Annotated in this window: 17 protein-coding genes; 10 read left to right on the top strand and 7 right to left on the bottom strand. The window is 67.1% G+C overall.

Annotated elements, in window-relative coordinates; translation table 11 throughout:
* Nucleotides 1-14 precede the first annotated feature (14 nt).
* Nucleotides 15-1,004 (bottom strand): Bug family tripartite tricarboxylate transporter substrate binding protein, encoded by a 990-nt coding sequence (locus D9X30_RS29635; protein WP_153949281.1) that lies wholly within the window; start codon nt 1,002-1,004, stop codon nt 15-17.
* 238 nt (nt 1,005-1,242) lie between these two features.
* Between D9X30_RS29635 and D9X30_RS29630 the strand changes: the two genes are divergently transcribed.
* Nucleotides 1,243-1,908 carry a hypothetical protein gene (locus D9X30_RS29630; protein ID WP_153949282.1) on the top strand — a complete coding sequence of 222 codons (666 nt, stop codon included), beginning with the start codon at nt 1,243-1,245 and terminating at the stop codon, nt 1,906-1,908.
* 87 nt (nt 1,909-1,995) lie between these two features.
* Here the strand turns inward: D9X30_RS29630 and D9X30_RS29625 are convergent, their stop codons facing one another.
* The 5 genes from D9X30_RS29625 to D9X30_RS29605 all read right to left on the bottom strand — a co-directional run bounded on the left by D9X30_RS29625 (nt 1,996) and on the right by D9X30_RS29605 (nt 6,563).
* Nucleotides 1,996-2,682, bottom strand: coding sequence for a phosphorylase (locus D9X30_RS29625; RefSeq protein ID WP_283781027.1), 687 nt, complete (start codon nt 2,680-2,682; stop codon nt 1,996-1,998).
* 5 nt (nt 2,683-2,687) lie between these two features.
* Nucleotides 2,688-4,688, bottom strand: a complete 2,001-nt coding sequence (gene shc, locus D9X30_RS29620) for a squalene--hopene cyclase (RefSeq protein ID WP_153949283.1) — start codon at nt 4,686-4,688, stop codon at nt 2,688-2,690.
* A gap of 74 nt (nt 4,689-4,762) precedes the next feature.
* Nucleotides 4,763-5,611 (bottom strand): presqualene diphosphate synthase HpnD, encoded by an 849-nt coding sequence (gene hpnD, locus D9X30_RS29615; protein ID WP_249641128.1) that lies wholly within the window; start codon nt 5,609-5,611, stop codon nt 4,763-4,765.
* An 86-nt stretch (nt 5,612-5,697) separates the two neighbouring features.
* Nucleotides 5,698-6,111: a BON domain-containing protein gene (locus D9X30_RS29610; protein ID WP_502799704.1), complete on the bottom strand. Its 414-nt coding sequence runs from the start codon at nt 6,109-6,111 to the stop codon at nt 5,698-5,700.
* Between the two features lie 248 nt (nt 6,112-6,359).
* Nucleotides 6,360-6,563, bottom strand: coding sequence for a cold-shock protein (locus tag D9X30_RS29605; protein WP_008650922.1), 204 nt, complete (start codon nt 6,561-6,563; stop codon nt 6,360-6,362).
* A gap of 944 nt (nt 6,564-7,507) precedes the next feature.
* Here D9X30_RS29605 and D9X30_RS29600 point away from each other — a divergent pair.
* The 9 genes from D9X30_RS29600 to D9X30_RS29560 all read left to right on the top strand — a co-directional run bounded on the left by D9X30_RS29600 (nt 7,508) and on the right by D9X30_RS29560 (nt 24,119).
* Complete coding sequence (locus tag D9X30_RS29600) at nt 7,508-10,429, top strand: bifunctional glycoside hydrolase/polysaccharide deacetylase family protein (RefSeq protein WP_153949285.1); 2,922 nt, start codon at nt 7,508-7,510, stop codon at nt 10,427-10,429.
* Complete coding sequence (locus D9X30_RS29595) at nt 10,392-14,576, top strand: tetratricopeptide repeat protein (protein WP_153949286.1); 4,185 nt, start codon at nt 10,392-10,394, stop codon at nt 14,574-14,576. The genes D9X30_RS29600 and D9X30_RS29595 overlap by 38 nt, the downstream gene beginning before the upstream one ends.
* A 42-nt stretch (nt 14,577-14,618) precedes the next feature.
* Entirely contained in the window at nt 14,619-15,167 is a 549-nt protein-coding gene (locus D9X30_RS29590; RefSeq protein WP_153949287.1) for an LpoB-related protein, read from the top strand.
* A gap of 26 nt (nt 15,168-15,193) precedes the next feature.
* The gene (locus D9X30_RS29585; RefSeq protein WP_249641127.1) at nt 15,194-16,702 is read left to right on the top strand and encodes a PelD GGDEF domain-containing protein; all 1,509 of its coding nucleotides are present in this window, start codon (nt 15,194-15,196) and stop codon (nt 16,700-16,702) included.
* 3 nt (nt 16,703-16,705) lie between these two features.
* Nucleotides 16,706-17,692 carry a tetratricopeptide repeat protein gene (locus tag D9X30_RS29580; protein ID WP_153949288.1) on the top strand — a complete coding sequence of 329 codons (987 nt, stop codon included), beginning with the start codon at nt 16,706-16,708 and terminating at the stop codon, nt 17,690-17,692.
* On the top strand, nt 17,689-19,290 hold the full coding sequence (pelF, locus tag D9X30_RS29575; RefSeq protein ID WP_153949289.1) for a GT4 family glycosyltransferase PelF: 1,602 nt from the start codon (nt 17,689-17,691) through the stop codon (nt 19,288-19,290). Before D9X30_RS29580 ends, pelF begins: the two co-directional genes overlap by 4 nt.
* A gap of 1 nt (nt 19,291) precedes the next feature.
* Nucleotides 19,292-20,662, top strand: a complete 1,371-nt coding sequence (gene pelG / locus D9X30_RS29570; RefSeq protein ID WP_153949290.1) for an exopolysaccharide Pel transporter PelG — start codon at nt 19,292-19,294, stop codon at nt 20,660-20,662.
* A 239-nt stretch (nt 20,663-20,901) separates the two neighbouring features.
* Nucleotides 20,902-21,603, top strand: coding sequence for a response regulator transcription factor (locus tag D9X30_RS29565; RefSeq protein ID WP_153949291.1), 702 nt, complete (start codon nt 20,902-20,904; stop codon nt 21,601-21,603).
* Between the two features lie 86 nt (nt 21,604-21,689).
* The gene (locus tag D9X30_RS29560; RefSeq protein ID WP_249641126.1) at nt 21,690-24,119 is read left to right on the top strand and encodes a CHASE2 domain-containing protein; all 2,430 of its coding nucleotides are present in this window, start codon (nt 21,690-21,692) and stop codon (nt 24,117-24,119) included.
* A gap of 160 nt (nt 24,120-24,279) precedes the next feature.
* Here the strand turns inward: D9X30_RS29560 and D9X30_RS29555 are convergent, their stop codons facing one another.
* Nucleotides 24,280-25,158 carry an MlaA family lipoprotein gene (locus D9X30_RS29555; RefSeq protein WP_153949293.1) on the bottom strand — a complete coding sequence of 293 codons (879 nt, stop codon included), beginning with the start codon at nt 25,156-25,158 and terminating at the stop codon, nt 24,280-24,282.
* Nucleotides 25,159-25,200: the final 42 nt, after the last annotated feature.

Below are 25,200 nucleotides of genomic sequence, written 5' to 3'. Positions count from 1 at the left end.
TTAGTCGGCGCGGATCAATCGACGCGAGCGCCCGATTCCTTGACGATCGCGCCCCAGCGCGTGTTCTCGCTCTTGATGAAGGTGGCCAGTTCCGCCGGCGTGCCGCCGCGCGGCTCGCTGCCTTCGTCATGCAGCTTGGCGATCGTGTCCTTGTCCTTCAGCGCCTTGTTGACTTCGGCGTTGAGCTTGGCCACCACGTCGGCCGGCGTGCCGGCCGGTGCCACCAGTGCCTTCCAGTCCTCGGCCTGGAAACCGGCATAACCCTGTTCCGCCACGGTCGGCACGTTGGGCAGCAGCGCCACGCGCTTGGCCGACGTCACCGCCAGCGCGCGCAGCTTGCCGGCCTTGATCATCGGCATGGCGATGGGCGGCGTGGCGAAGTAGAAATCAGTCTGGCCCCCCATCAGGTCGGTCAACGCGGGCGATGCACCCTTGTACGGCACGTGCAGTGCCTTGATACCGGCGCGGCGCTGGAACATCTCGCCGGTCAGGTGGCCCACGGTGCCGGTGCCGGCCGATGCCATCGACAGCTGCCTGGTCTTGCCGGCGTTCACCAGATCGGCCAGCGTCTTGTACGGCGCGTCCTGGCGCACGATCAGCACCACCGGCTGCGCGGCAACCAGCGCCACGGGCGTGAAGTCCTTCACCGCGTCATAGGGCATCTTGGGGTACAGCGTCGGGTTGATCGCCAGGTTGGCGGTCTGGCCCATGCCGATGGTGTAGCCGTCGTTCTTCGCCTTGGCTACGAGGTCCAGGCCAATATTGCCACCCGCGCCGGCACGGTTTTCTACCACCACGGTCCACTTGGTGGCGACGCCCACCTTGTTGAACACCAGGCGCGACAGCACGTCGGTGCCGCCCGCCGGCGGGAACGGCACCACCAGGCGGATGGGCTGCGCGGGGTAGGCGTCGGCGGCGATGGCGGGCGCGGACAGCAGCGCCGGGGCGGCGGCGAGGGCCAGCAACGTGTACGCAAGCTTGCGGCGCAAGGGCAGACGGGTCATGCTTGTCTCCGTTTTGTGTTCTATTGTACAGAACAACGATCTTAAAGAAGGAATGATCGTGAGAATAGGAGCGATGGGGAGGGCTGTCAAGCGGCGGGCTTTGCCGTAGCCGTTGCAGTCGGGCTGAAAACGAGGTGCGCGATTTCGTTGTTTGCCGATCGAACTTTGGGCGGAGTCTCGATAGCCTTTCCTTGTGCCGCGTTCATCACGGCGCTCACCTTGAAGGGGCTATCCAATCATGCAACGTCCGATCCTGCCGTCACCCAGCCGTCTTGAAGTCTCCAGAAGCCGACGCATCCTGATGCTCTCCATGCTGTCTTTGCCTGGCGTGTCGGGCTGTACCGGTGCGATGTTGTCCGATGCGGTCCGACTGGAACGCAGGGGCGAGTACAAAGAGGTTATCGACCAGGTCATGTTGACCGTAGATGGCAAGAAGCTCGTAGTGATCGCCCCCACATACCACTACATCTTCGACGTGCAGCCGGAATTCTCCGACCTTCTGCGTTTACCACTGCACCGGAAGCTCAGTGCTCGGTTCTCTACGTTCGATATTCATCCGGGCGGCATCGCGTCCGGCACCGTTTGGCTGACGCTGAACGATCCTGACGATCAGGAGTATGCCAAGGCGCTATCGCTTGGATTCAAGGGGCCAAAGACTGAGGCCAGCAAGCGTTACGAAATTTCGGGCGAACGATATCTTGCGCGCGACTTCAAATTGCCGGCCAATCTCAAGCAGCTGAACCGATCCTACGAAATCACGGTCGTGGAATGGTCCCGAGGGGTCAAGCAGGCAAAGATTCTTCTGACGCCGCTGACCGTGGCAGCTGACGGTGTCATTCTCCTGGCCGCGATTCCACTAGGGTTACTGTGGTATTTCTCGGGTGCGAACATGAGTCTTATGTGAGTAGCGCCCACGGCGGTCTTCTGTGCGCCGCCCAACGGTGTTACCCCTTGGCTCGCCGACTTCTGGGAACAGGCTCGAAACGCCGCCTCAAACAGCCACGGGAGCCGGCAGCGCAAAGCCGGCGCCAACAGCACGACGCGCCTCCGCCAATGCCTTCTTCGCAATCGAAGCGTCGCGGCCCAGCCGCAGCAAGCCGCCGAGCTGGTGCGGCGCCTTGAGCAGTCCGAGGACGACCGCGCCAACGTCGGTACTGCCGTCTTCGGCCATGCCGGCGAATGCCAGCGGCGGCACGGCGCGGTCGGCCGGGTCGATCACCACGCGCAGCGCGGCGAACGGGATGCCCAGCGTCTGGGCGGCGCGTGCGGCGATATGCGATTCCATGTCGACGGCCAGGGCGCCGTGCGAATCATGGAGCGCCGTCTTGTCGGCTACGGTCAGCACCGGTGTGTCGGAGCCGGCCAGCAGGCCGCTTTCGGCGTTGGGCAGGGCGCGTCGCAATGCGGCAGTCCAGTAGGGCGCCGTGCTGTACGACGTCTGACCGCTGCGCACAGCCGTGGCGACGATGACGGCGCCCGGCGGCAGCGTGGGATCGAGGCCGCCAGCGACGCCAAAGCTGATGACGCCGGCACAGCCCTGCATCAGGCGGATGTCCAGCGCACGCGCCAGCATCACGCCGCGCTGGCCGTACAGCGTCTGCACATCGGGGCTGGCCGCGATGCGCGCTTCGAAATCCATGCCGCAGACCACCAGTACCGGCGATGGCGGGGATGCCACGGCGCTCACAGCCCCCAGGCCACGGCGTGGTTGCCGTCGCGTAACAGGTTGCGGAAGCGCGCCAGCGCCCAGAGCGGGAAAAAGCGCGAATAGCCGTGGTAACGAAGATAGAACACGCGTGGGAAGCCTACCGCCGTGAAGTACGGCTCGTCCCACAAGCCGTGGCTGGCCTGGGTGCGCAGCAGGTATTCCACGCCGCGCGCCACGGCCGGGTGATCGCCGGCGCCGGCGGCCATCATGCCCAGCATGGCCCAGGCCGTTTGCGATGCGGTACTCGGGGCCTTCTCGTAGCCGCGGTATTCGAGCTTGTAGCTGTCGCCCGATTCGCCCCAGCCGCCATCGGCGTTCTGGATCGACGCCAGCCACTGCGCGGCGCGCTGCATCTCGGGCGCGTCGGCGCCGATGCCGGCCGCGTTGAGGCCGCACAGGGCGCTCCACGTACCATAGATATAGTTGGTGCCCCAGCGGCCAAACCAGCTGCCGTCGGCCTCCTGCTCGTCGAGCACGTAGCGCAGCGCGCGCGCCGCCGGTTCGCTATTGGCCGGCATCTGGCCAAGCTGGCACAGCATGGCCAGGCATCGCGCCGACACATCGGTGGTGGGCGGGTCCAGCAGCGCGCCGTGATCGGCGAACGGGATATTGTTCAGGTACAGATGCGTGTTCTCGGGCTCGAACGCGCCCCAGCCGCCGTTGCTGCTCTGCATGCCGATAACCCACTCGCAGGCGCGCGCGATGGCGGGCGTGTACCGGTTCGAGCAGTCGCCGCGCTCGGCGCGGTCCATCGCGGCGGCCACCACGGCCGTGTCGTCCACGTCGGGGTAGTACGCATTGTTGTACTGGAAGGCCCAGCCGCCGGGCCGCACGTTCGGGCGCCGCACGGTCCAGTCGCCGCGTAGTTCCAGTTCCTGCAAGGGCACCAGCCAGTCCAGCCCGCGCGATGCCGCGGCTATCGCGCGCGGCTCGCCAACTTCCAGTAGGGCATGGGCCGCCAGCGAGGTGTCCCACACCGGCGACAGGCACGGCTGGCAGTAGGCTTCGTCATCGCGCACCACCAGCAGCTTGTCGATGGACTTGCGGGCAATGGCGCGGTCGGGATCGTCGGGCGGCACGCCCAGCACGTCGAACATCAGCACCGAGTTGACCATCGCCGGGAAGATCGCGCCCAGGCCGTCCTCGCCGTTCAGGCGCTCGACCGTGAAGGCGCGCGCGCGCTCGATGGCGCGCTGGCGCATGCTGCGCGGAAATAGCGGTTCGACCACGCGTACCACGGCGTCCAGCGCGCGGAACACGCCCACCCACATCGGGCTCTGGTGCGGCGCCCGGCGCGGCAGGCGGGCGGCCTGGCAGGGCCGCAGGAACAGTTCATCGATGCCGATATTGCGCGGGTTGCGCGCCTGCGGCCGCAGGCTGTTCAGCACCAGCAGCGGCACGATGACCGTGCGCGCCCAGTACGAGACCTTCGACAGATGGAACGGAAACCATTCGGGCAGCAGCATGATTTCCACTGGCATCATCGGCACGGCCTGCCACGGCATCACGCCGTACAGCGCCAGCAGCGTGCGCGTGAAGACATTGCTTTCCTCGGCGCCGCCCATCGCGTGGATGCGGCCGCGTGCCCGGCGCATATGCTCGGCCTGGGGATCGTCGCCAGCCATCTTCAGGGCGAAGTACGCCTTGACGCTGGCGCTGACGTCGGAGCCGCCCGCGTGGAACAGCGGCCAGCCGCCGTCGGCATTCTGGATGCGGCGCAGGTAATTGGCGATCTTGCCTTCCAGTGCCAGGTCGGGCGTCTCGCCCAGGTAGTGCACCATCAGGATGTACTCGGCCGGGATGGTGGCATCGGCTTCGAGCTCGTAGACCCAGTGGCCGTCGGCCTGCTGCTGCGCCAGCAGCGCATCCACGGCGTGCGCGATGCCGTCGTCGAGCGGGTCGGGCAGGGACGCCTCGGCGGAGCGCCGGTTCAGCGCGTCGTCATGAGGGCGGGTGATGGTTGCAGCCTGGTTCATCAATTCGGGGGCACTTCTCTCATGGCAATGCGGCGGCCACGGCCGCGTGCATCACATCGGCAGAAAACATGCGGTCACGCAATGGCATGCCGCAGCACGATCCAGGCAAGCTTGGCCTTGTTGACGCGCACACGCGTGCGCGGGGCCAGCCAGCCACGGGTCAGCAGGCGCGTCAGGATCTCGTGATAGACCTCGTACATGATGCGCGGCGAGCGCACCACGCGCGACGGGCAGCGCGCCATGATGGCGGCCGATGCGTCGTAATGTGCCTGGGCGTCGCGGGCAATGCCGCGGCAGACCGTATCGATCGACGGATGATCGATCACGGCGCGTGGGGTGCCGGCCGGAATGCCGGCGGCGGCCAGCGCCTCGGCGGGCAGGTAGAGCCGGCCGATTTCTGCGTCTTCGTCCAGGTCGCGCAGGATGTTGGTCAGTTGCAGGGCGCGGCCCAGGTGGTGGGCCAGCGCGATGCCCGGCTGTTCCTCCAGGCCGAACACGCGCACCGCCAGGCGGCCCACCGCGCTGGCTACGCGGTCGCAATACAGGTCGAGCGTGGCCGCATCGGGCGCCACGATCGTGCTGACGACATCCATGATCATGCCGTCGATGACGGCGTGGAAGTCCTGCTGTTGCAAGTTGAATGCCTTGATCTGCTCGTCGAGCGAGCGCAGCGCGGCGGGCGCGTTGCCCGCGTAGCAGGCCGCAATGTCTGCGCGCCAGTCTTCCAGGGCTGCCAGGCGGTCCGCGTGCTGGGTGTCGCCGTCGGCGATGTCGTCCACGGCGCGGCAGAACGCGTAGATCTCGAACATGGCCTGACGCTGCGACGGCGGCAGAATCCGCATGGCGGTATGGAGCGAGCTACCGGAAGACACGGCGGGTCCGGCGAGCGGAGCGCCAGGCGTTGCGATTTCAGAACCGGCCACGGGTTTCCTCGGCACGCTAGATATCAGGCGGTCTATGGCAAGCCGCCCGGTTTAGGGGTTTTCAGGGTCGGGCGATTATAGCAACATCACCGATTCGGGGTATTTGTGACGGTTGAGGCGCCCGAAGCGGGGTATAGCGCGTAGGGAACGCCACGCGATGGCGTCGCCGTGGTCTGGTCGATCACCTTTTCCACGTCGGGAATTTCACGCATGGCGGCCACGAAGGCCGGCCGGTCGAAATCCTTTCCCACGCAGCCTTGCACCGTCAGCCAACGGCCGCGCACCATGATCCAGAGCGAACTGTTTTGCCAGGCAGGCAGCGTGCGGCGCAGGTCCTGCAACCGCCGTTGCAGCGATTCGGCGATTTCCGTGTCGTACTGGTATGCGTTGGCCAGCCGGCAGCGGCCTTCCGCATAGCAGTGGTTGCCTTCCTCGATGCGATGGTGTGCCTCGCGTTTCCAGTCGTCCTCGGAAATCCGTGGCCGGCTGGTTCGGGACAACCCGGAACGGCACTTGAAACGCGCACGAACGGGTCATTGCCATAGTTGCGCAGCGATTGAGCATGCACGATTTTTGTCGCGACGATAAATAGCGCGACAAACGGAATCGCGACAATCCATACCATTCGCCTATTAATCGACCAGCCGGTCGAAACGTCAGCAAGGCAATACATTATCGGCGGCATAAAAGCAGAAAGCCCCGCCGAAGCGGGGCTTCCCAGGCCAGATAATTGGCCCGGCGTTCAGGCTTAGATGGCCTGGATCTTCGTGGCCTGCTCGCCCTTCTGGCCCATGGCCTTCACGTAGCGGACCTTCTGGCCTTCCTTCAGCGACTTGAAGCCATTGCCTTCAATCGCCGAGAAATGCGCGAACAGGTCGTTGCCGCCCGCGTCCGGGGTGATGAAGCCAAAGCCCTTGGCGTCGTTGAACCACTTAACGGTACCGGTTTCCATATATCTATCCAACCTTGAATTTCAAATGAGCGTGATTGCCCGACCAAGCATGTTGCCCACAACGAACCGGAGCAATAACGCTACAGGCCGGTGCACATGCGAGCAGCCATTCTGACGGTTTTTTTTCGCGTGTCAATCAGACTATCCCCCTAACGGTATTTCGGCATGCGAACAGCAGATATTAGAGATTTCTAGATCATTTGGGGGTTTGTCTGACATCAGACTGAATCGCCTGGCGGTATGACACGCATTTCCGTATCTGTGGTATCGACAGTTGGTACGCAGCCGTAACCCCCGGCGGCACCACGCTGCCATATATGCCACAAAACCGTTCCGCCAACGCTACTCCATATGGACTATGGCTACCAATGGATGATGCCGTGACAATGCGCGTCATACCAAAAACCGGTTGCCGCAGCGATGCGCGCGAGCCGGAAAAAATCCCGGGGCACCAGGCACCGGATCCGTGAACGGGGAATCAGATGTCACCACATAGTTAGCCAGTCCTTGGCACGCGGGCCTTGCCGCGCCCGCTGCCGGCCTCGTGCCGGCCGTCTTCCTGCCGCATTTTCCTGCCGCGTCGTTCGTTCAAGCAGGCCCATGCCATGCCAAAACCGGGCAGGGTGGCACGCGCCTGTGTCGGCCGCATGACAGGACGGCGTCGGCACAATTTTTGACAATCTCGGTCCGGCGAATGGCCTAGCATCCGACCTGCCCGTGAATTAGTAAAAACACTAGTTCCGACGGGGCGACGGCATAATGCGGGGCCCGCGACGCCAGGAAGCGGATGCGGCGGACGCGCGGCGACGTACCGCGCGCCAAACCAACAAAGAAAAAGCGGACAACAACGAGTGAAGCCATTGCAGCGTTTAATCCGGGGACTTTTCCATGAAGTTGGCAGCGATGCGCCACGCCGCGCCGTGGGGCGCGTTTGCCGGCATGCGATGCTGGCCGTGGCCGTCGTGGCATCGGCGGGTGCCTTGATGCTTGGCGCGCTGACGCCGTCGGCCGATGCGCTGGCCCAGGCAGCCGAGCCGGCCCAGGCCCCTGTGGCGCCCCAGGCCGCCCGGGCAGCCAGCACGCCCGCCGCGCCGAACGTCGCCTTCCACTACGGCAGCAAGCCGCCCGTCGATCTGCTGCAGGCATTCGACGTGGCTGTGGTCGAGCCCGACAGCGGTTTCGATCCGCGCCAGGCGAAGACCCCAAATACGGCATGGTTTTCCTACGTGAGCCTCGGCGAAGTGCTGCCCAGCCGCGCGTACTTCAAGGACATCCCTCCGTCATGGCTCACCGGCAGCAATGACGCCTGGAATGCCCGGGTGGTTGACCAGGCCGCCGATGGCTGGCCCGCCTTTTACGTCGACAAGGTGATCGCACCGCTGTGGGATCGCGGCTACCGCGGCTTCTTCATCGACACGATGGACTCGTACCACCTGGTGGCCCGGACCGACGCCGAGCGCGCCAGGCAGGAAGCCGGCATGGTGCGGGTGATCCAGGCCATCAAGGCCCGCTATCCGGATGCGAAGCTGCTGTTCAACCGCGGCTTCGAAATCCTGCCGCAGGTGCATGCGCTGGCCTATGGCGTGGTATTCGAATCGCTGTTCCGTGGCTGGAACCAGGCGCAGGGTGCCTATACCGAGGTCAGCCAGCAGGACCGCGACTGGCTGTTGAACCAGGCCCGCATCATTCGTGACCAGTACAAGCTGCCGGTCATCTCGATCGACTATTGCGCACCGGCCGACCGCACGTGCCAGCGCGATACCGCGCGCCGTATCCGCGCGCTCGGCATCACGCCGTACATGACCGATTCCGGCCTGCAGACAGTTGGGGTGGGCCAGATCGAGGTGCTTCCGCGCCGCGTGCTGGTGCTGCAGGAAAGCCAGCCGGGCGTGTCGATCGACAACAGCGAAGGCGTGCGCTTCGTGTCGATGCCGCTGAACTACCTTGGCTATCGCGTCGAGTTTGCCGAGACGCGCGATCCGCTGCCGGAGATCACGCCCGACCGCTATGCGGGCGTGGTGGTCTGGTCCAACGGCTATTTCACGCGCAACGCGGCCCGCTACCAGGCCTGGCTAGAGAAGCTGAGCGGACAGGGCGTGCCGGTGGCATTCATGAACGGCTTCGGCATGCCCGCAAACAGCCCGCTGCTGCGCAGCCTGGGCTTGAAGGCTGTGAAGGGGCGCGTATCGAGCCCGGTGCAGATCGTGTCGCAGGACAAGATGATGGGCTTCGAACAGCCCGTGGCGCCCGACGCCACCGAGGCGGTTGCCGTGCAGGTGCAGGATGGCGCTGCCAACACGCGCTCGCTGCTGCGCCTGCGCGCGGGTACGCTGACCTACGACGCCGCGGCCATCACCAGGTGGGGCGGTTATGTGACCGGCCCCTATGCCGTTCGCCAGAGCTACGCGATCCGCCAGAATTCCTCCAGCGACCAGGACCGCTGGATCGTGCAGCCGCTCGATTTCCTGCGCGAGGCCCTGCGCCTGCGTCCGATGCCGGTGCCCGACACCACCACCGAAAGCGGGCGCCGCCTGCTGACGATCCATATCGACGGCGACGGGTTTGCCTCGAAGGCCGAGATCCCGGGCGGCGGTTTCGCCGGCGAGGTGCTGTTCCGGGAAATCTTCGACCGCTATCGCCTGCCGATGACGATGTCGGTGATCGAGGGCGAGGTCGGCAAGTCGGGCATGTACCCGAAGCTGACCGCCGAGTTGGAGCCGATCGCCCGCAAGATCTTCGCGCAGCCGTATGTCGAGGTGGCCAGCCACACCTATTCGCACCCGTTCGAGTGGGGCCGCACGGTGCCCGGTCAACAGAGCGACGCGCGGGTCACCGAGGGCGACGAGGAATTCCACCTGGCCATCCCCGGCTACAAGATGGACCTGAACCGCGAGATCGGCGGCTCCATCGACTACATCAACAAGGTGCTGTCGCCGAACAAGCCGGTGAAGATGCTGCTGTGGCCCGGCGACTGCCAGGCGCCGCCGGAAGCCATCAAGCTGACCGATGCCGCCGGCGTGCTGAACATGAACGGCGGCGACACGCTGATCACGCGCAGCAATCCCACCTGGACCGCCATCGCGCCGCTGGGTATCCACAAGGCCGACAACACGTTCCAGGTATTCGCGACCAACCAGAACGAGAATGTCTACACGAACCTGTGGCGTGGCCCGTACTACGGTTTCGAGCGCGTGATCGAGACCTACGAGATGACCGAGAAGCCATATCGCTTCAAGGCCGTGAACATCTACTACCACAGCTACGCGGGCACCAAGGCGGCGTCGCTGAAGGCGCTGCGCAAGGTGTACGACTACGTGCTGACGCAGAATGTGTTGCCGATGCACTCCACGGACTACGTGCGCAAGGTGCTCGACTGGCAGGACATGGCCGTGGCACGCGAACTGGGTGATGGCGCCGATGGCGCCCCGGCCAGCGGCGCATGGGTGGTGCGTGGCGACGGCAACCTGCGCAACCTGCGCTGGGTTGGTGCGGGCGTGCCCGACGTGGCCACGGCACAAGGCGTGACCGGCTCGTCGCCAGCGCCGGGCGGCGGCGTGTATGTGCACCTGGACGGCGGCCATGCGCGCTTCAGCGTTGTGCCGGCCGCCACGCAGGCTGTGCCCGAACTGCCCGAGGCCAACGGCCTGGTGCGTGACTGGCACCGCGATGGGGGCACCACCCGCTTTGCTTTCTCCGGCTACTACAAGCCGTTCTTCCGGCTTGCCAATGCCGGCCAGTGCAGCGTCACCGTCGATGGCAAGGCCGCTCGCGGCGTGCGCGAGAACAACACGCTGCGTTTCGATACCCCTGCGGTGAATGATCCGATCCATGTCCAGCAACAAGTCGAAGTCCGCTGCGGCGCCTGAGCGCGAGCGGCTGTTGCCGCCGGCGCTGGTTCTGACCTTTACCGCGATGGTGGGGGTGGGCCTGGCGCTGATGTTTCCGCGCGAAACGCTGCGCGAACGCCTGCTAGGCCAGGGTCGTACGGTTGACGGCCTGACCGTCGCCTATCTCGAGGCGTGGTCGCGCGTGGCCCCCAACGACACGAGCTTCATGAGCGTGCTGGCCGAGCAGTACGCGCGCAGCGGCCGCCTGGACGACGCCGAGAAAATGGTCGAACGCATGATGGCCGTGCAGGGGCAGGACATGACCGGCCATATCCTGCGCACGCGCATCGAGATCACGCAGCAGCGCGCCTATGCGGCGCAACCCGAATCGCCCGAGCGTGCCGAGCGCCTGGCGCTGATGAAGGACCTGCTCAGGCAGGCCACCGCCGACGGCGCCATGCGCGGCTGGTCGCTGGCCGACCTGCAGACGCTGGCCACGCAAGCGCGCCAGATCGGCGATGCCGACGCGGCCAGCGTGCTGTTCCGCACGCTGGGCAAGCGCGATCCCGCCAATCTCGATTTCTACAACCGGCAGCTGGCCAGCATCGCGCTGGCCGGCGGCAACTATCGCGATTCCGCGCAGGCGTTGTTCGACGCGCAGGCGCGCAGCAAGAACCTGTACGAACAGCGCACGCTGTTCCTGCAGGCGCTGCAGACGCTGCAGGCGGGCAACCTGCTGGATGAGGCGCTGGTGGAAGCCGAGCGTCGCGGCGCCAGGCTGCTTGAGGATCCCGACGTACTGCGCTACCTGACCAGGCTGGCGCTGGCCGCCAACAAGCCGGACGTGGCGGCGAAGTACGTCGAGCGGCTGCTGAAGCTGTCGGCCGGCAAACCGTCGGGCGCCGCGCAGATCGCGCTGGCGGCGCTGCGCCGCGATGCCGCGCATGCGGCCGTGCGTCGCGTGTCCGACACCGAGCCGTGGCTGGCCCGTGGCGATGTTTTCCTGGATGGCCCGCGCGGCGTTGCCATGCGCGACCGGATGGGCGATTTCGGCCTGCGCCGCGTTCACGTGCAGGCCGCGCCGGCACCGATGCCGGTCCAGGCCACGCCCAAGCCGGGTCCGGGCAATCCGACGCAGGCCGAGGCCCAGGCCGCCGCCAAGGATGAAGTGGCTGCAGCCGTGGCGGCCGGCAAGGCGTTCAACGCCGACGACTACGATCTGGCCTACCGCGTGTTCCTGGCGGCGGGCAAGCTCGACCAGGCCCAGGACGTGGCGCGGACGGCGGTGCGCAAGCTGCCGAACGAGCCGGTCTGGCGCGAGCGGCTGGCGCAGGTAGCCGAATGGAACCGCCAGCCGATGATCGCGCTGCAGAGCTGGCTCGAATACGCGCAGGCGACCAACGACGAGCGCGCCTGGAACAACGTGATGCGCCTGGCGCCGGGCCTCAACGACGATCGCGCCTACCTGGCTGCGCTGCGTCACCGTGCCACGGGCGGCGACCTGAAGACCATCGACGAGGTGGTGGCTGCCTACGAGCGGCTGGGCGAACCGGAGGCCGGCATGGCCTTCCTGGACACGCTGGCAAACGGCCCGACTGGCCGCCAGGCGATGGAGCGCAATGCCGAACTGGCCGAGCGCGCGGGCAAGGACGATCGCGCCTTTGACCTCTACGGTCAGCTCGAAAAACGCTTTGGCGCCCGGCCGCGATACGCGGTCAAGCGCGCCAATATCCTGTTTGTGCGGGGCCGACTGAACGAGGCGATGGATGCGCTGCTGCCCGCGCGCAAGCAGGCGGGCCCGCAGGACCTGCTGTACTGGCGCACGTACACCGAGCTGGCCCGTCTGACGCAACGCGACGATCTGCTCAAGGACGGCTATCGCCAGATGATGTTCGCCATGGCCGAGACCCGTGACGACCACTGCATGCAGTTTCCGCCGGGTGCCGCCCGCAACGACTGCATTGCCGAGGTGCGCGACACGGTAGAGGCCGACTATTCGAACCTGATTGCGTACTACGACCGCTCGCCCATCGACGCGGGCCGGATCGCCGAAGCAAGCTGGCGCAAGAACGGCAAGTTCGACCAGTTCCAGCTGGCGGTGTACTACTACACCCGCGCGCATGCCTGGCGCCGCATCGACCAGCTGCTGGCGGACCTGCCTCCCGAGCAGCGCAGCGAAGCCGAATCGTCGGCGGCGTTCCTGATGCGCCGCGCCGAATACTGGCGCCTGACCGGCAACCGCGACCGCGCGCTGGCCGACCTGCGCCGTGCCGCCGCGCAGCCCGATGCGGACAGCGAGACTTTCGGCGCGCTGCTTTGGGCGCTCGTCGACAATGGCACCGACAGCGAAGTGCGCGCGGTGATGCAGCGACTGAAGCCCAGTGCCGAGCAGGACCCGGGCCTGTGGGGCGCGTATGCCGCGGGTGCCATGCGCTTCCAGGACGGCTATACCGCGCTGCACTACCTGCGCAAGATGCAGCAGGGCAAGAACGCCGATCCGCTCTGGCTGGGCCTGACCGCCGACGCGTACGAAGCCATCGGGCAGACATCGACGGCCTGGCGCATCCGCAGGCAGGCATGGATCGACCTGCACCACGCGTGGGCTGCGGGGGGCCAGCACTGGGCCAATGCATCGGCAAGCGACGATGAAGACGGCGACGCGGAAGACGACACACAGGATGGTCCGGCACGGGGCGACCTGCGCCGCCAGACCGTGGCGCTGGGCCAGATCTTTGCGTCGGGCGATGTGTCGCGCAGCCTCGTCATCGAGATGCTGCGCCGCGACCGCGCCGAAGTGGCCGGACGCCGCGCCGCGCCGGGCGATGCGAAGTCGCCATCGCAACTCGGCAATGTGCCAGGGCTGCCGTCGCTGGACGCAGTGCCGCCGGCCGCACTGACCGACGCGCAGCGCCGTCGCCAGAGCCAGATATCGGCAGCCAGCCGCGAGGTGGCGCTGGCCTGGGCGATGTCGTCCGAATCGAACGATCTGGCCCGGGCGTGGCTGGCCCGGCAGTATGCCGACCGCATGCAGCGGCCCGCGTATGCCGAGATTTCCATCGCGCTGGACAGCAACGACATGGACCAGCTCGACCGGATCATGGAGCGCCAGGCGGGCCGCGTGCCGGTGGCGAACCAGATCGAGGCCAACCGCCAGCTGGACCGCCTCTCCACCGCCCAGACCCAGGCGTTTGAAACGCAGGAGCTGGCCCGTACCGACGACACGCTCCAGCAGACGCTGGAAGATGCGCTGCTGTTCAACGCCCAGGCCATCGAGCCGCGCGTCACGTTCCAGCGCCAGAAGCCGCTCGAATACTACGAGTACAGCCTGGCAGGCGGCGCGCGCCTGTGGGACGGCTATGCGGTGAACCTGCGTGGTGTGTTCCGCGACCAGCGCAGCGCGGACCGCACGCAGCTGGACAACGTGCCGGCATCGGACCGTCGTGCCGAACTGGCGCTGAGCTATCGCGACAGCCAGAAGAACTGGCTGCTCGGGATTGGCCGCCGTGACGGCCTGGAAAGCTTCACCACGGCACGCCTGTCCGGCAACTGGAACCAGGAAGGGCGCATCCAGTACACGGGCACGGTTGGCTACAACCAGCCGGCCGACGAATCGGCACAGCTGCGGGTGGGCGGCATGAAGGATGTCGTGGAACTGGGCGCCACGTGGCGCCTGGGCCTGCGGGAGTTCATCAGCGGCCGCGCCCAGTACAACCACTTCTACGGTCAGGACCGCACCGCGCTGGGCCATGGCATGGTCTTCGACGTCGAGGCCGGCTATCGCATCCGCACGCAGTATCCGGACTACACGGTGCGCATCGTCGGCACGCGCGGCATCTACAGTGCCAATGGCGGCACGCTGTCGTCGACCATGCAGCGGCTGCTGCCGGCCGGTGACGACGAGGCCACGCCGGCGTTCTACATGCCGCAGAGCTTCACGCAGGCCGGCGTGCTGTTCGGTTTTGGCACCGACCTGATCGACGACTACACGCGCAAGTGGCGGCCCTTCATGGAAGCCGGTGCGCTGTACGACACGCGCGCGGGGCACAACTTCCGGGGGCAGCTGGGCGTGGCGGGATCTGTGTTCGGCAACGACCATCTGTCGCTGTATGTCTCGCACGACACCGCGGCCCGCACCACGGGAACGCCGCTGACCGAAGTCGGCCTGCGTTATCGCTGGCTCTATTGATGAACATTTGACTGGATTTCAAGGTAACGAGGGGGATCGAAGATGAACAAGACCAATACCCGCACGGGTCGCCTGATGGCATGGGTGGCGGCAACCGGCGCCGCATTGTGGCTGGCCGGCTGCGCCGTGACCGACGTGGGCCGCGCGCCGCAGATGGCCGCCGGCGACACCGTGGCCGTGCTGCCGATCGTGAACTACACCGAAACGCCGCAGGCGGGCCTGCGCGCCGAAGCCATCGCCGAGTCGCTGCTGAAGACGGGCGGCGTGGCCAACCTGAAGCGTTATCCGGCGGCGCTGAACCCCGAAACGCTGTTCGAGCCGGCCGAGCGGGAGTCGGTGAGCAAGGCGCTGGAATGGGCGCGCGGCGAACGGGCACGCTATGCGCTGACGGGCGCCGTGCAGGAATGGCGCTACAAGGTAGGTGTCGATGGCGAACCGGCTGTGGGCATCTCGCTGCAACTGATCGACGTGTCGAGCGGCCAGGTGGTGTGGTCGGCCACGGGCAGCAACGCCGGCTGGAGCCGCGAGTCGCTGTCGGGCGTAGCCCAGAAGCTGCTGCGCCGCCTGCTGGCACCGCTGATGCAGGGTTGAGTTGAACCGGGTACACAAAAGGACGGGTGACAAGCGTGGCTAACACCGCCGATAACAAGCGTCAGGCGACCCGCCAGGGCCAGGGCATTGGCCTGGGCGGGCGCTATGCGCGCTGGCTGGCGCCCGCGGGAGGCGGCGCGGCCGCCGTGCTGGAGATGATCGTGGTGATGGCGGTGGCCATGGCCATCGCCTGGGCGATCCTGCCGCAAAACCCGCTGCTGCTGGGTCTGGGCTTTCCGTGGGCATGGCTGCTGCCGGTGATCCTGGCGCTGCGCTATGGCACGCTGGTGGGCGTGGGGGCGGTGCTGATGCTGCTGGGCGGCTGGTTCTTCTTCGACACCATGGGCAGCCATGGCGAAGCGTTCCCGCGCATGTTCTTCCTGGGCGGCCTGCTGCTGGTGCTGGTGGCCGGCCAGTTCGGCGACGTGTGGAACACACGCCTGGCGCGCGCACGCGCCGTGAACCGCTACCTGGACGAGCGGCTCTCCGCGCTGACCAAGAACCACTACCTGCTGCGCATTTCGCACGCCCGACTGGAGAACGACCTGCTGGCCCGCCCGACCACGCTGCGCGACACGCTGTCGCAGCTGCGTGCCGTGGCCATGCAGGACGCCGCGCGCGGCAGCAAGGCCGAGCTGCTGGCCGGCGCCCAGCCGATGCTGCAGGTGGTGGCACAGGCATGCCAGATCGAAGGGGCCGCGCTGTTCGCGTGCACGGGCGAGCGCGTCGTGCCGGAGGCGGTTGCCGCCATCGGTCCCGAATTCGCACTGGACATCAACGATCCGCTGGTGCGCCACTGCCTGGAGACGCGCGAACTCGCGCATCTGCGCACCACGGGCCTGCAGCAGGACGCCGAGACGCGCTACGTGGCCGTGGCGCCCTTGCTGGCCGGATCGGACCGCCTGATCGGCGTGCTGGTCGTGGAGCGCATGCCGTTCCTGTCGCTGACCTATGAAAACCTGCAGCTGCTGATGGTGCTGATGGGCTACTACGCCGACGGCGTGGAGCATGCCCAGGCCACGCACGGCATCCAGGAGCTGGCCCCGGCCATTCCGTACGCGTTCGCGCTGGATTATGCGCGTCTGTCGCGTCTGCGCCGCGAGACCGGCATCCAGAGTTCGGTGGTGGCGCTGGTGTTCGACCTGGACGAAGCGCGCGACGCGCTGTTCGAACAGGTGGTGCGCAGCCGCCGGGCGCTGGACGTGGCCTGGCCGGCGCGCGGGGTGCATCAGCGGGCCATGCTGACGCTGATGCCGCTGTCGGACAGCCAGGCGGTGTCGGCTTACCTGGTGCGCATCGAAGACATGCTGCGCGCGCAGTTCGGTACCGATTTCGCCAGCGCGCACATCGGTGTCTACACGCTGCCGGTGCCGGCCGCCGGTGCCGAAGAGGCGCTGGTGCGCCTGCTGCACCGCTGTCATCTGGACGGCAAGGACGGCAAGAATGGCAACGACGGCACCTATGGCACCGTCAAGCCGGCGGCCCCCCCCGGACCGGGCGCGGCCGCGTCGGCCGGACAGACGCAGGCGGGCTGACGCATGGGCAAGCTGACCATCGGCGGCACCGCCTCGCAGATCGCGGCACTGTACCTGCTGTTTCACGGCGGCACGGGGTTGCCGCTGCTGCTGTCGTTCCTGGGCCTGCAGGCCATCGCCGCCGGGCTGCTCGGCCTGGCGGTGTGGCGTCTGCTGCCGCGGCGCTTTCGTACGCCGTTCGGGTGGAGCTACGCGTACATGGCGGCGTTCTGCTTCTTCGTGCCGCTCGGCGGCACGCTGGTTTGCCTGGGCAGCCTGCTGTTTTCGAAGCTGTTCCCGCATCGGCGCGACAGCGCCGGCATTGCCTCGGTGGCGCTGCCCGAGTTCGTGACGCACCTGATCCAGCGCGTGACGCATGGCGGCGGTGCGCGCCTGCGCGCCCAGCTGGGCAACACGCGTGCGCCGCTGCCGGAACGCATGACGGCGCTCGTGGCGATGCAATCGATGCCCACGCGCACGGCCAGCCCCGTGCTGCGCGAACTGCTGGCCGACAGCACGGACGACATCCGCCTGTTGGCCTACGGCATGCTGGACGGCGCGGAAAAGCAGTTGACGCAGCAGATCCTGGCCGAACTGCCGCGCCTGGAATCGGCCGATACGCCGCAGGCACGGCTGGAAATCAACAAGCGCCTGGCCGACCTGTACTGGGAGCTGATCTACCAGAACCTGGTGCAGGGCGATGTGTACCGCTACACGGCCAGCCAGGTGGAACGCTATGCCAGCGCCGCGCTGGAGATCGACGACAGCAATGCGGCCCTGTGGTACATGCGTGGCCGCCTGGCGCTGACACGCCATGCGCCAGGCGAGGCGCGCGACTTCCTGGGCCGCGCCGAGACGCTGGGCTTTGCGCGCGAGCGCGTGCTGCCGCTGCTGGCGGAAGCGGCCTATCAGGAACGCGACTACGCCGCGGTGCGCCGCCTGATGGCGGCTTTCGACAGTCCTTCGCCGCTCCCGCTGGTGCGGCCTCTGCTGCGGTACTGGCAATCATGAGCGAAATTCTGGTCAAGGGAACGTCCGCCGACGTCATGCTGCTGCTGGAAGGCACGTTCCCCTATGTAAGCGGTGGCGTGTCGAGCTGGGTCAACCAGATGATCCGCGCGTTTCCCGATATCCGGTTCGGCATCGTCTTCATTGGCAGCCGCCGCGAGGACTATGGCGACATGGCCTACCCGCTGCCCGATAACGTCGTGCATCTGGAGACCCATTTCCTGTACGACTTTCCGCCGCCACCGCTGGTGCATGGCACGGCGGGCGACGCGCGCGCGTTCGACAAGTCGGACACGCTGCACGAACTGCTGCGCGAGCCGGGCAAGGAAGCCGAGGCCGGCGAGCTGATCCGCGAACTGATGCCGCAGCTGCGCGAGGGCGGGGCGCTGTCCGAGGATGCGTTCCTGTACAGCAAGCGGGCCTGGGACACGATCACGAGCCAGTACCGCCAGTTCTGCACGGACCCGTCGTTCACGGACTACTTCTGGACCATCCGCATCATGCACAAGCCACTGTGGCAGCTGGTGCGCATTGCCGACGGCCTGATCCCAGCCAGGGTCTACCACACGGTGTCCACCGGCTACGCCGGCTTTCTGGGCGCGATGCTGCGCCACCGCAACGGCCGTCCGCTGCTGGTGTCCGAGCACGGCATCTACACCAAGGAACGCAAGATCGACCTGTTCCAGAGCCAGTGGATCCGCGACAACCGCAACATCTTCGAACGCGACATTTCCCAGATCAGCTATTTCCGCGAACTCTGGGTGCGCTTCTTTGAAACGCTGGGGCGCGTCTGCTACGAGGCCGGCGACGAGATCACGGCGCTCTACGAGGGCAACCGCCGCCGCCAGGTGCTGGACGGCGCGATGGCCGAACGCACGCGCAATATCCCGAACGGCATCAACCTGCCGCGCCTGTCCGCGCTGCGCGAGAAGCGTGCGCCGGGCGTGCCGCCGGTGCTGTGCCTGATCGGCCGCGTGGTGCCGATCAAGGACATCAAGACCTTTATTCGCGCGATGCTGACCGTGGTGCGCGAATACCCCGAGGCCGAAGGCTGGATTGCCGGCCCCGAGGACGAGGACCCTGAATACGCGCGCGAATGCCGCAGCCTGGCCGAAAGCCTGGGCCTGGGAGACAAGGTCAGGTTCCTGGGCTTCCAGAAGATCGACGAACTGCTGCCGAAGGTGGGCGTGCTGGTGCTGAGTTCGATCTCCGAGGCGCTGCCGCTGGTGGTGCTCGAAGGCTTCGCCGCCGGCGTGCCGTGCGTGACCACCGACGTGGGATCGTGCAGCGAACTGGTGTTCGGCCTGCCCGGCGACGACGCCGCGCTGGGCGCCGCGGGCGACGTGGTGCGCATTGCCGACCCGGCCGCGCTGGCTGGCGCCGCGCTAGGCCTGCTGCAGCATCCGGACCGCTGGCACGCGGCGCAGGCCTCGGGCATTGCGCGCGTGGAAAAGTACTACACGCAGGAGCAGATGGTGGGCAGCTATCGCACGCTCTATACCGGGCTGATGGCGATGCCGGACAACACGCGCCGCGCGCATGGCGGCGCCAGCCCCGCGAAGTGCCCGGTGCACCACGGCGCGCAGGCAGGAGGACGCTGAGATGGCCGGTATTGGATTCGAACTTCGCAAGATGCTCCGGCGGGACAGCCTGTCGGGCATGCTCAGCGCGTATGCGTATGCGGGCGTGATCAGCTCGGGCCCGTGGGTGCTCTCGATCCTGGGCATCCTGCTGATCGGCCTGCTGTCGATCGGCTGGGTGATTCCCGGGGCGCTGATCACGCAGTTCCAGGTGTCGGTGACGTACCTGATAGCGTGCAGCCTGATACTGACCGGGCCGATGCAGCTGTCGTTCACGCGCTTCACGTCAGACCGCCTGTTCGAGAAGCGCGCCGACCTGGTGCTGTCGAACTATCACGCCGTGGCGCTGCTCTGCACGGCGCTGGCCGGCGCCATCGGCCTGGCCTGCGCGGTCTGGGCGTTCCCGGAACAGTCGGTGCTGTACCGGCTGCAGATGATGGCCGGCTTCGTGATCATGAGCAATATCTGGATCGCGGCCATCTTCCTGTCGGGCATGAAGCAGTACAAGGCCATCGTGTGGACGTTCTTCGTCGGCTACACGATCACCGTGCTGGCGGCGCTGGCGCTGCGTTCGCACGGGTTGGAGGGGCTGCTGGGCGGCTTCGTTTTCGGCCAGCTGTGCCTGCTGGTGGGCATGATCACGCTGATCTACCGCAACTACACGAGCCACCGGTTCATGTCGTTCGAGGTCTTCCAGCGCCGCTTTGCCTACCCGAGCCTGATCGCCATCGGCCTGTTCTACAACCTGGGCATCTGGATCGACAAGTTCATGTTCTGGTACGCGCCGTCCACGGGCCAGCCCGTGATCGGCCCGCTGCATGCGTCGATCATCTATGACATCCCGGTGTTCCTGGCCTACCTGGCCATCATCCCGGGCATGGCCGTGTTCCTGGTGCGGATCGAGACCGATTTCGTGGAGTACTACGACGCGTTCTACAACGCGGTGCGCGGCGGCAGTTCGCTGGAGCACATCGAGGACATGCGCAATACGATGGTGCAGACCATCCGCCTGGGCCTGTACGAGATCGTCAAGGTGCAGGCCATCGCGTCGCTGCTGCTGTTCGTGGTGGGGGGCTGGCTGCTGCGGCTGCTGGGCATCTCGGAGCTGTACCTGCCGCTGCTCTATGTGGACGTGATCGGCGCCAGCCTGCAGGTGGTGCTGCTGGGCGTGCTGAACATCTATTTCTACCTGGACCGGCGCCGCGAGGTGCTGATGCTGACCGGCACGTTCGTGGTGCTGAACTTCGTGCTGACGCGGCTGACGCTGTCGCTCGGGCCGGCCTGGTACGGCTATGGATTCGCGGTGTCGCTGCTGGTCGTCGTGGCGCTGTCGCTGTACCTGCAGGACCGCAAGCTCGACCGGCTCGAGTACGAAACCTACATGCTGCAGTAAGCCGGCATGTACATGGGCCGCCGTGCAGCGTGGCAGTGCCCCGGCTGCTTCCCGCCGCGCTGGCCTCGCGGCCGGCCACGTTTTCATTACGCCCGCAAGGCAGGGCGACGACCTGCGGCGCGCCTGCAACACCCCCGGCGGTGCCTCCCCTCTAACGTAGCCTCGACGCGCCATGGCGCGTTTCGGTAACATGACGCCGCCGTGCCCGACACACAGGCCGCAGTCATCAGAGGGATGTAATGAGAATTGCCTCAGTAGAGGACGATGCCGCCCAGGCCGAACAGATCCGGCTGCTGCTGGAAGAGGCCGGGTTCAGTTGCACCAGCTTTCCGACCGGCTCCGCCTTCCTGCGCGCGTTGCGCGATCAGGCGTTCGACCTGATCCTGATGGACTGGCAGTTGCCCGACACCAGCGGATACGAACTGGTCATCTGGGTGCGCCAGCACTCGGGCCGCCTGCCGCCCATCCTGTTCCTGACCAGCCGCATCGACGAGGCCGATATCGTGGCAGGCCTGGGCGCGGGCGCCGACGATTATCTGGCCAAGCCGCTGCGCCCGTCCGAATTCGTGGCGCGCGTCCGTGCGCTGCTGCGCCGTGCCTACCCTGACACCGTGCACGACGACGAACGGATCCGCCAGGGCGACTACGTGGTGGACGCGCGCCGCCGCAGCATCGCGGTGGCGGGGCAGATTGCCGATCTCTCGCCGCGCGAATTCGACCTGGCGCTGTTCCTGTTCCGCAATATCGGCCGACTGCTGTCGCGCGAGGTGATCGAGCAGGCGGTCTGGGGCCGCGCCATGGATGCGGGCTCCCGCACGCTCGATACCCACGTCTCGCGCCTGCGCATCAAGCTGGCGCTGCGCCCCGAGCACGGCGTGCGGCTGACGTCGGTCTATTCGCATGGCTACCGTTTCGAGGCCGCAGGGGCCGCCGATGCGTAGCCCGCAATGGCCTGGGTGTGCGGCGCCGTGCGGCAGCATGGCCTGCCTGATTCTGCCTGGCAGTTGCAACCGTGGCGTCGAGACGGGTGTCCGCTAGCCGGGCCGCCGCCTTCTTTCATCGTCGCACCCGCGTGGAGTGGGTGCTGCTGCTGGCCGCCGTGGTGGTGGCCACGGCGGTGGTGGCGCGTTTCAACTGGTTCGAGCGTGCCGACCTGGCGCTGCTGGACTTTTCCATCGCCAGCCAGCCCCATGCCCCGCGCAACGACATCGTGCTGGTGGCCATCGACGATGCCAGCATCGGGGCCATCGGCCGCTGGCCGTGGCGCCGCACGGTGCTGGCATCACTGATCGACCATATTGCGGCCGACAAGCCGCGCGTAATCGGCCTGGACGTGATGCTGTCAGAGCCCGACATCCGCTATCCGGCCGACGACATGGAACTGGCCCAGGCCATTGCCCGCGCGCGCAACGTGATCCTGCCGGTGGTGGCGGAAGCGGGTGTGGCCGGCCCCGTCATGCGTCATCCGCTCGAAGCGTTCGCCGCCACCAAGGGCCATATCAACCTGAGCGTCGATGCCGACGGCGTGGCCCGTTCTGTCTATCTGCGCGAGGGCGATGGCGATTCGCCGCCGGTCTGGCATTTCGCCGCCGCGATGGCCGCGTACGGGCAGCCGTCGCCGCCGTCGCCGGAGTCGTTCCGCCACGAACGAGCACGACGCATCGACAGCGCGGGTTGGATCAGCCAGGACCGCCTGCGGATTCCATTCGTGGGGCCGCCCGGCACCTTCGAGCGCGTGTCGGTGCTCGACGTGCTGTCCGGCCAGTTGGGCGCTGGCTTCTTCCGCGGCAAGGACGTGATCGTGGGCGCGATGGCCACCGGCATTGGCGACATGGTCGCCACGCCGGTGTCGCGCGACCGACGCGGCATGAGCGGCGTGGAGCTCCTGGCCAACACGCTGCAGGCGCTGCGCGACGGCACGGGCATCGTGCGCGTGCCTGACCTGGCCGGATGGTTCGCCACCTTGCTGCCCGTGCTGCTGGCCGCGCTGGCGGCCTGGATGCTGACCCCGCGTGACGCGTTGATCGCGGTGGCCGTGCTGGTGGCCGCCCTGATCGGCGGCAGCATCATGCTCGTGGGCAGCATGCAGCTCTGGTTTGCGCCGTCCGCGGCCGTATTCGGCTGCCTGCTCGTCTATCCGCTCTGGAGCTGGCGGCGCCAGGAGGCGGCGCTGCGGTTCCTGTCCGAGGAACTGGCGCGCCTGATGCGCGAGCCTGGCCTGCTGGGCGCCCCGGTCCGCGTCGACCATTCGCTCGATGGCCGCATGCAGGCCGTCTACGACATGACCGCCCGGCTGCGCGACATGCGGCGTTTTCTGTCGGACGGGCTGGAAAGCCTGCCCGAGGCCACCGTCATCTGCAACCTCGACGGGGGCATCCTGGTGGCCAATCGCCGTGCGGTGGCGCTGGTGCCGGTGGTGCTGCAGGGCATCAACGACCTCCCGCAGCCAGCCCGGCTGGGTGAGTTGCCGACCGCCGATGCCTACGCCGATGCCTATGCCGATGCCTACGGCGGACTCGACCGCCCGGGGCTGCCGGACGTCATCGAGACGCTGTTCCCGGTGCCCGGGCCCGGCCTGGCGTACTGGGATGCGCTGTGCGGTGCGCTGGATGCCGACGCGCCCGTGATGTCTTCATCCGATTCGCATGGCGTGGAACTGGCTACCGAGGACGACCGCCGCTACCTGCTGCATGGCGCGCCGCTGCACGGCGAGGCGGGGCGGCCGGCGGGCGTCATCGTCAGCCTGATCGACATCACGACCGTGCGCCGCGCCGAACGTCAGCGCGAGCAGACGCTGCACTTCCTGTCGCACGACATGCGCTCGCCGCAGGCGTCGATCCTGGCGCTGATCGACCTGCAGTCGCGGCCCGGGCGGGCGATGTCACAGGAAGAGTTGCTGGGCCGCATCGGCGAGCACGCCCACCGCACGCTGGCGCTTGCGGACGATTTCATCCGGCTGGCGCAGGCCGAATCGCAAAGCCTGGCGTTTGCCGAGGTGGACCTGACGGCGCTGGTGCTGGATGCCACCGACGAGCTATGGGCGCTGGCCAAGACCCGCGGCATCGAGCTGCGGCTCGACCTGGATGGCGACGGCGTGACGTTGCGCGCGGCGCCCGCGCTGCTGGTGCGGGCCATCGCCAATCTGGTCAGCAATGCCATCAAGTTCAGCCCCGACGGCGCGCCGGTCACGGTGGGTCTGCGACGGCTCGGGCCCTACATGGCCATCGAGGTGACCGATCTGGGCCCTGGCATTGCGCCTGAAGCGCAGGCGCGCCTGTTCCGGCCGTTCAGCCGCGTGCATGCGCCGGCCAGCGATGCCCCGTCGGGCAGCGGCCTGGGTCTGGTCTTCGTGAAAACGGTGGCGGAACGCCACGGCGGACGGGTGATGCTGCGTAGTGCGGCGGGCGAGGGTGCCACATTCTCGATCTGGCTGCCGCTGCGCTCGCGCGCCGGCTGACGGCGATCGTCCAGCGATCAAGTCGCAATGCTTGCCGACACAATTGTTGGCAATCCCTTCTGAAGAAATTGCCTACGATCTGTCGGGCCACGGACACCGCATCCGTGGTCTTGCTGCCCACGCCGTGCCCCGGCGTGGGCGTTTTTTTGGCAGGCGGCGCCTACTTGGCCATGCCCGGTGCCGGGGCCGGCGTGGCCGGGGTCTCGGGTTTGGTCGACGTGTCGGGCTTGGCCTCGCCTTCCGGGGCCTTGGGCGCTGCCTTGCCTCCCGGTGCGGACGGCGACGATTCCTCGTCCTCGTCATACGTCGGCAGCGTGTCGCCGCCTCCGGTCAGCAGGTACTGGCGGCGCTGCGTGTAGGCGTCGCGCACGAAGGCGTACTTGTCCAGCGCGGCCTGCGACAGCAGGTCGGTGGCGCCCAGCATGTTGGTGCGGGTGTTCACGACGTTGAGGCCGAACATCGAATAGCGCCAGGCCGTATCGAAGTAGTGCGCCGGGTCCAGGAAGATGCTGCCCGCCACGCCCACGCCGTCACGGATCGAACTGGGGCCGAACAGCGGCAGCACCAGGTATGGGCCGGTCGGCACGCCCCAGGTGCCCAGCGTCAGGCCGAAGTCCGTGGAATGGCGCGGCATGCCGGCCGCCGTGGCGACGTCGATCAGGCCGCCGATACCCAGCACCGTGTTGACCGCCACGCGCATCATCGTTTCCACAGCTTCCACGGGCTTGCCCTGGAGCACGTTGTTGGCGAAGTTGCCGACGTCCGAGAAGTTGTTGAAGAAGTTGGTGACGGCCAGCCGTGCCGGTTCCGGCGTGACGGCCTTGTAGCCCTTGGCCAGCGGCTGGGCCACGTAGGTGTCGGCCTTGTCGTTGACGGTGAAGACGACCCGGTTCATCGGCTCCAGCGGGTCCGCCGGGTTGGCATTGGGGCCTGTGGCGCAGCCGGTGGCCAGCAGGGTCAGCGATGCGGCGGCCAGGGCGGTGGCAAGCCGGGGCGATGCAGGCGCCGCGGCGCGCAGGAGCGAAAGACGGGAGAGCATGTCGAGACAGTCTTTTTCGTTTCTTGTGATGTGGGGACGGCG

This window comes from Cupriavidus sp. U2, from assembly GCF_009663685.2.
Lineage (GTDB): Bacteria > Pseudomonadota > Gammaproteobacteria > Burkholderiales > Burkholderiaceae > Cupriavidus > Cupriavidus necator_C.
This window is presented reverse-complemented; position numbering and strand designations above follow the sequence as displayed.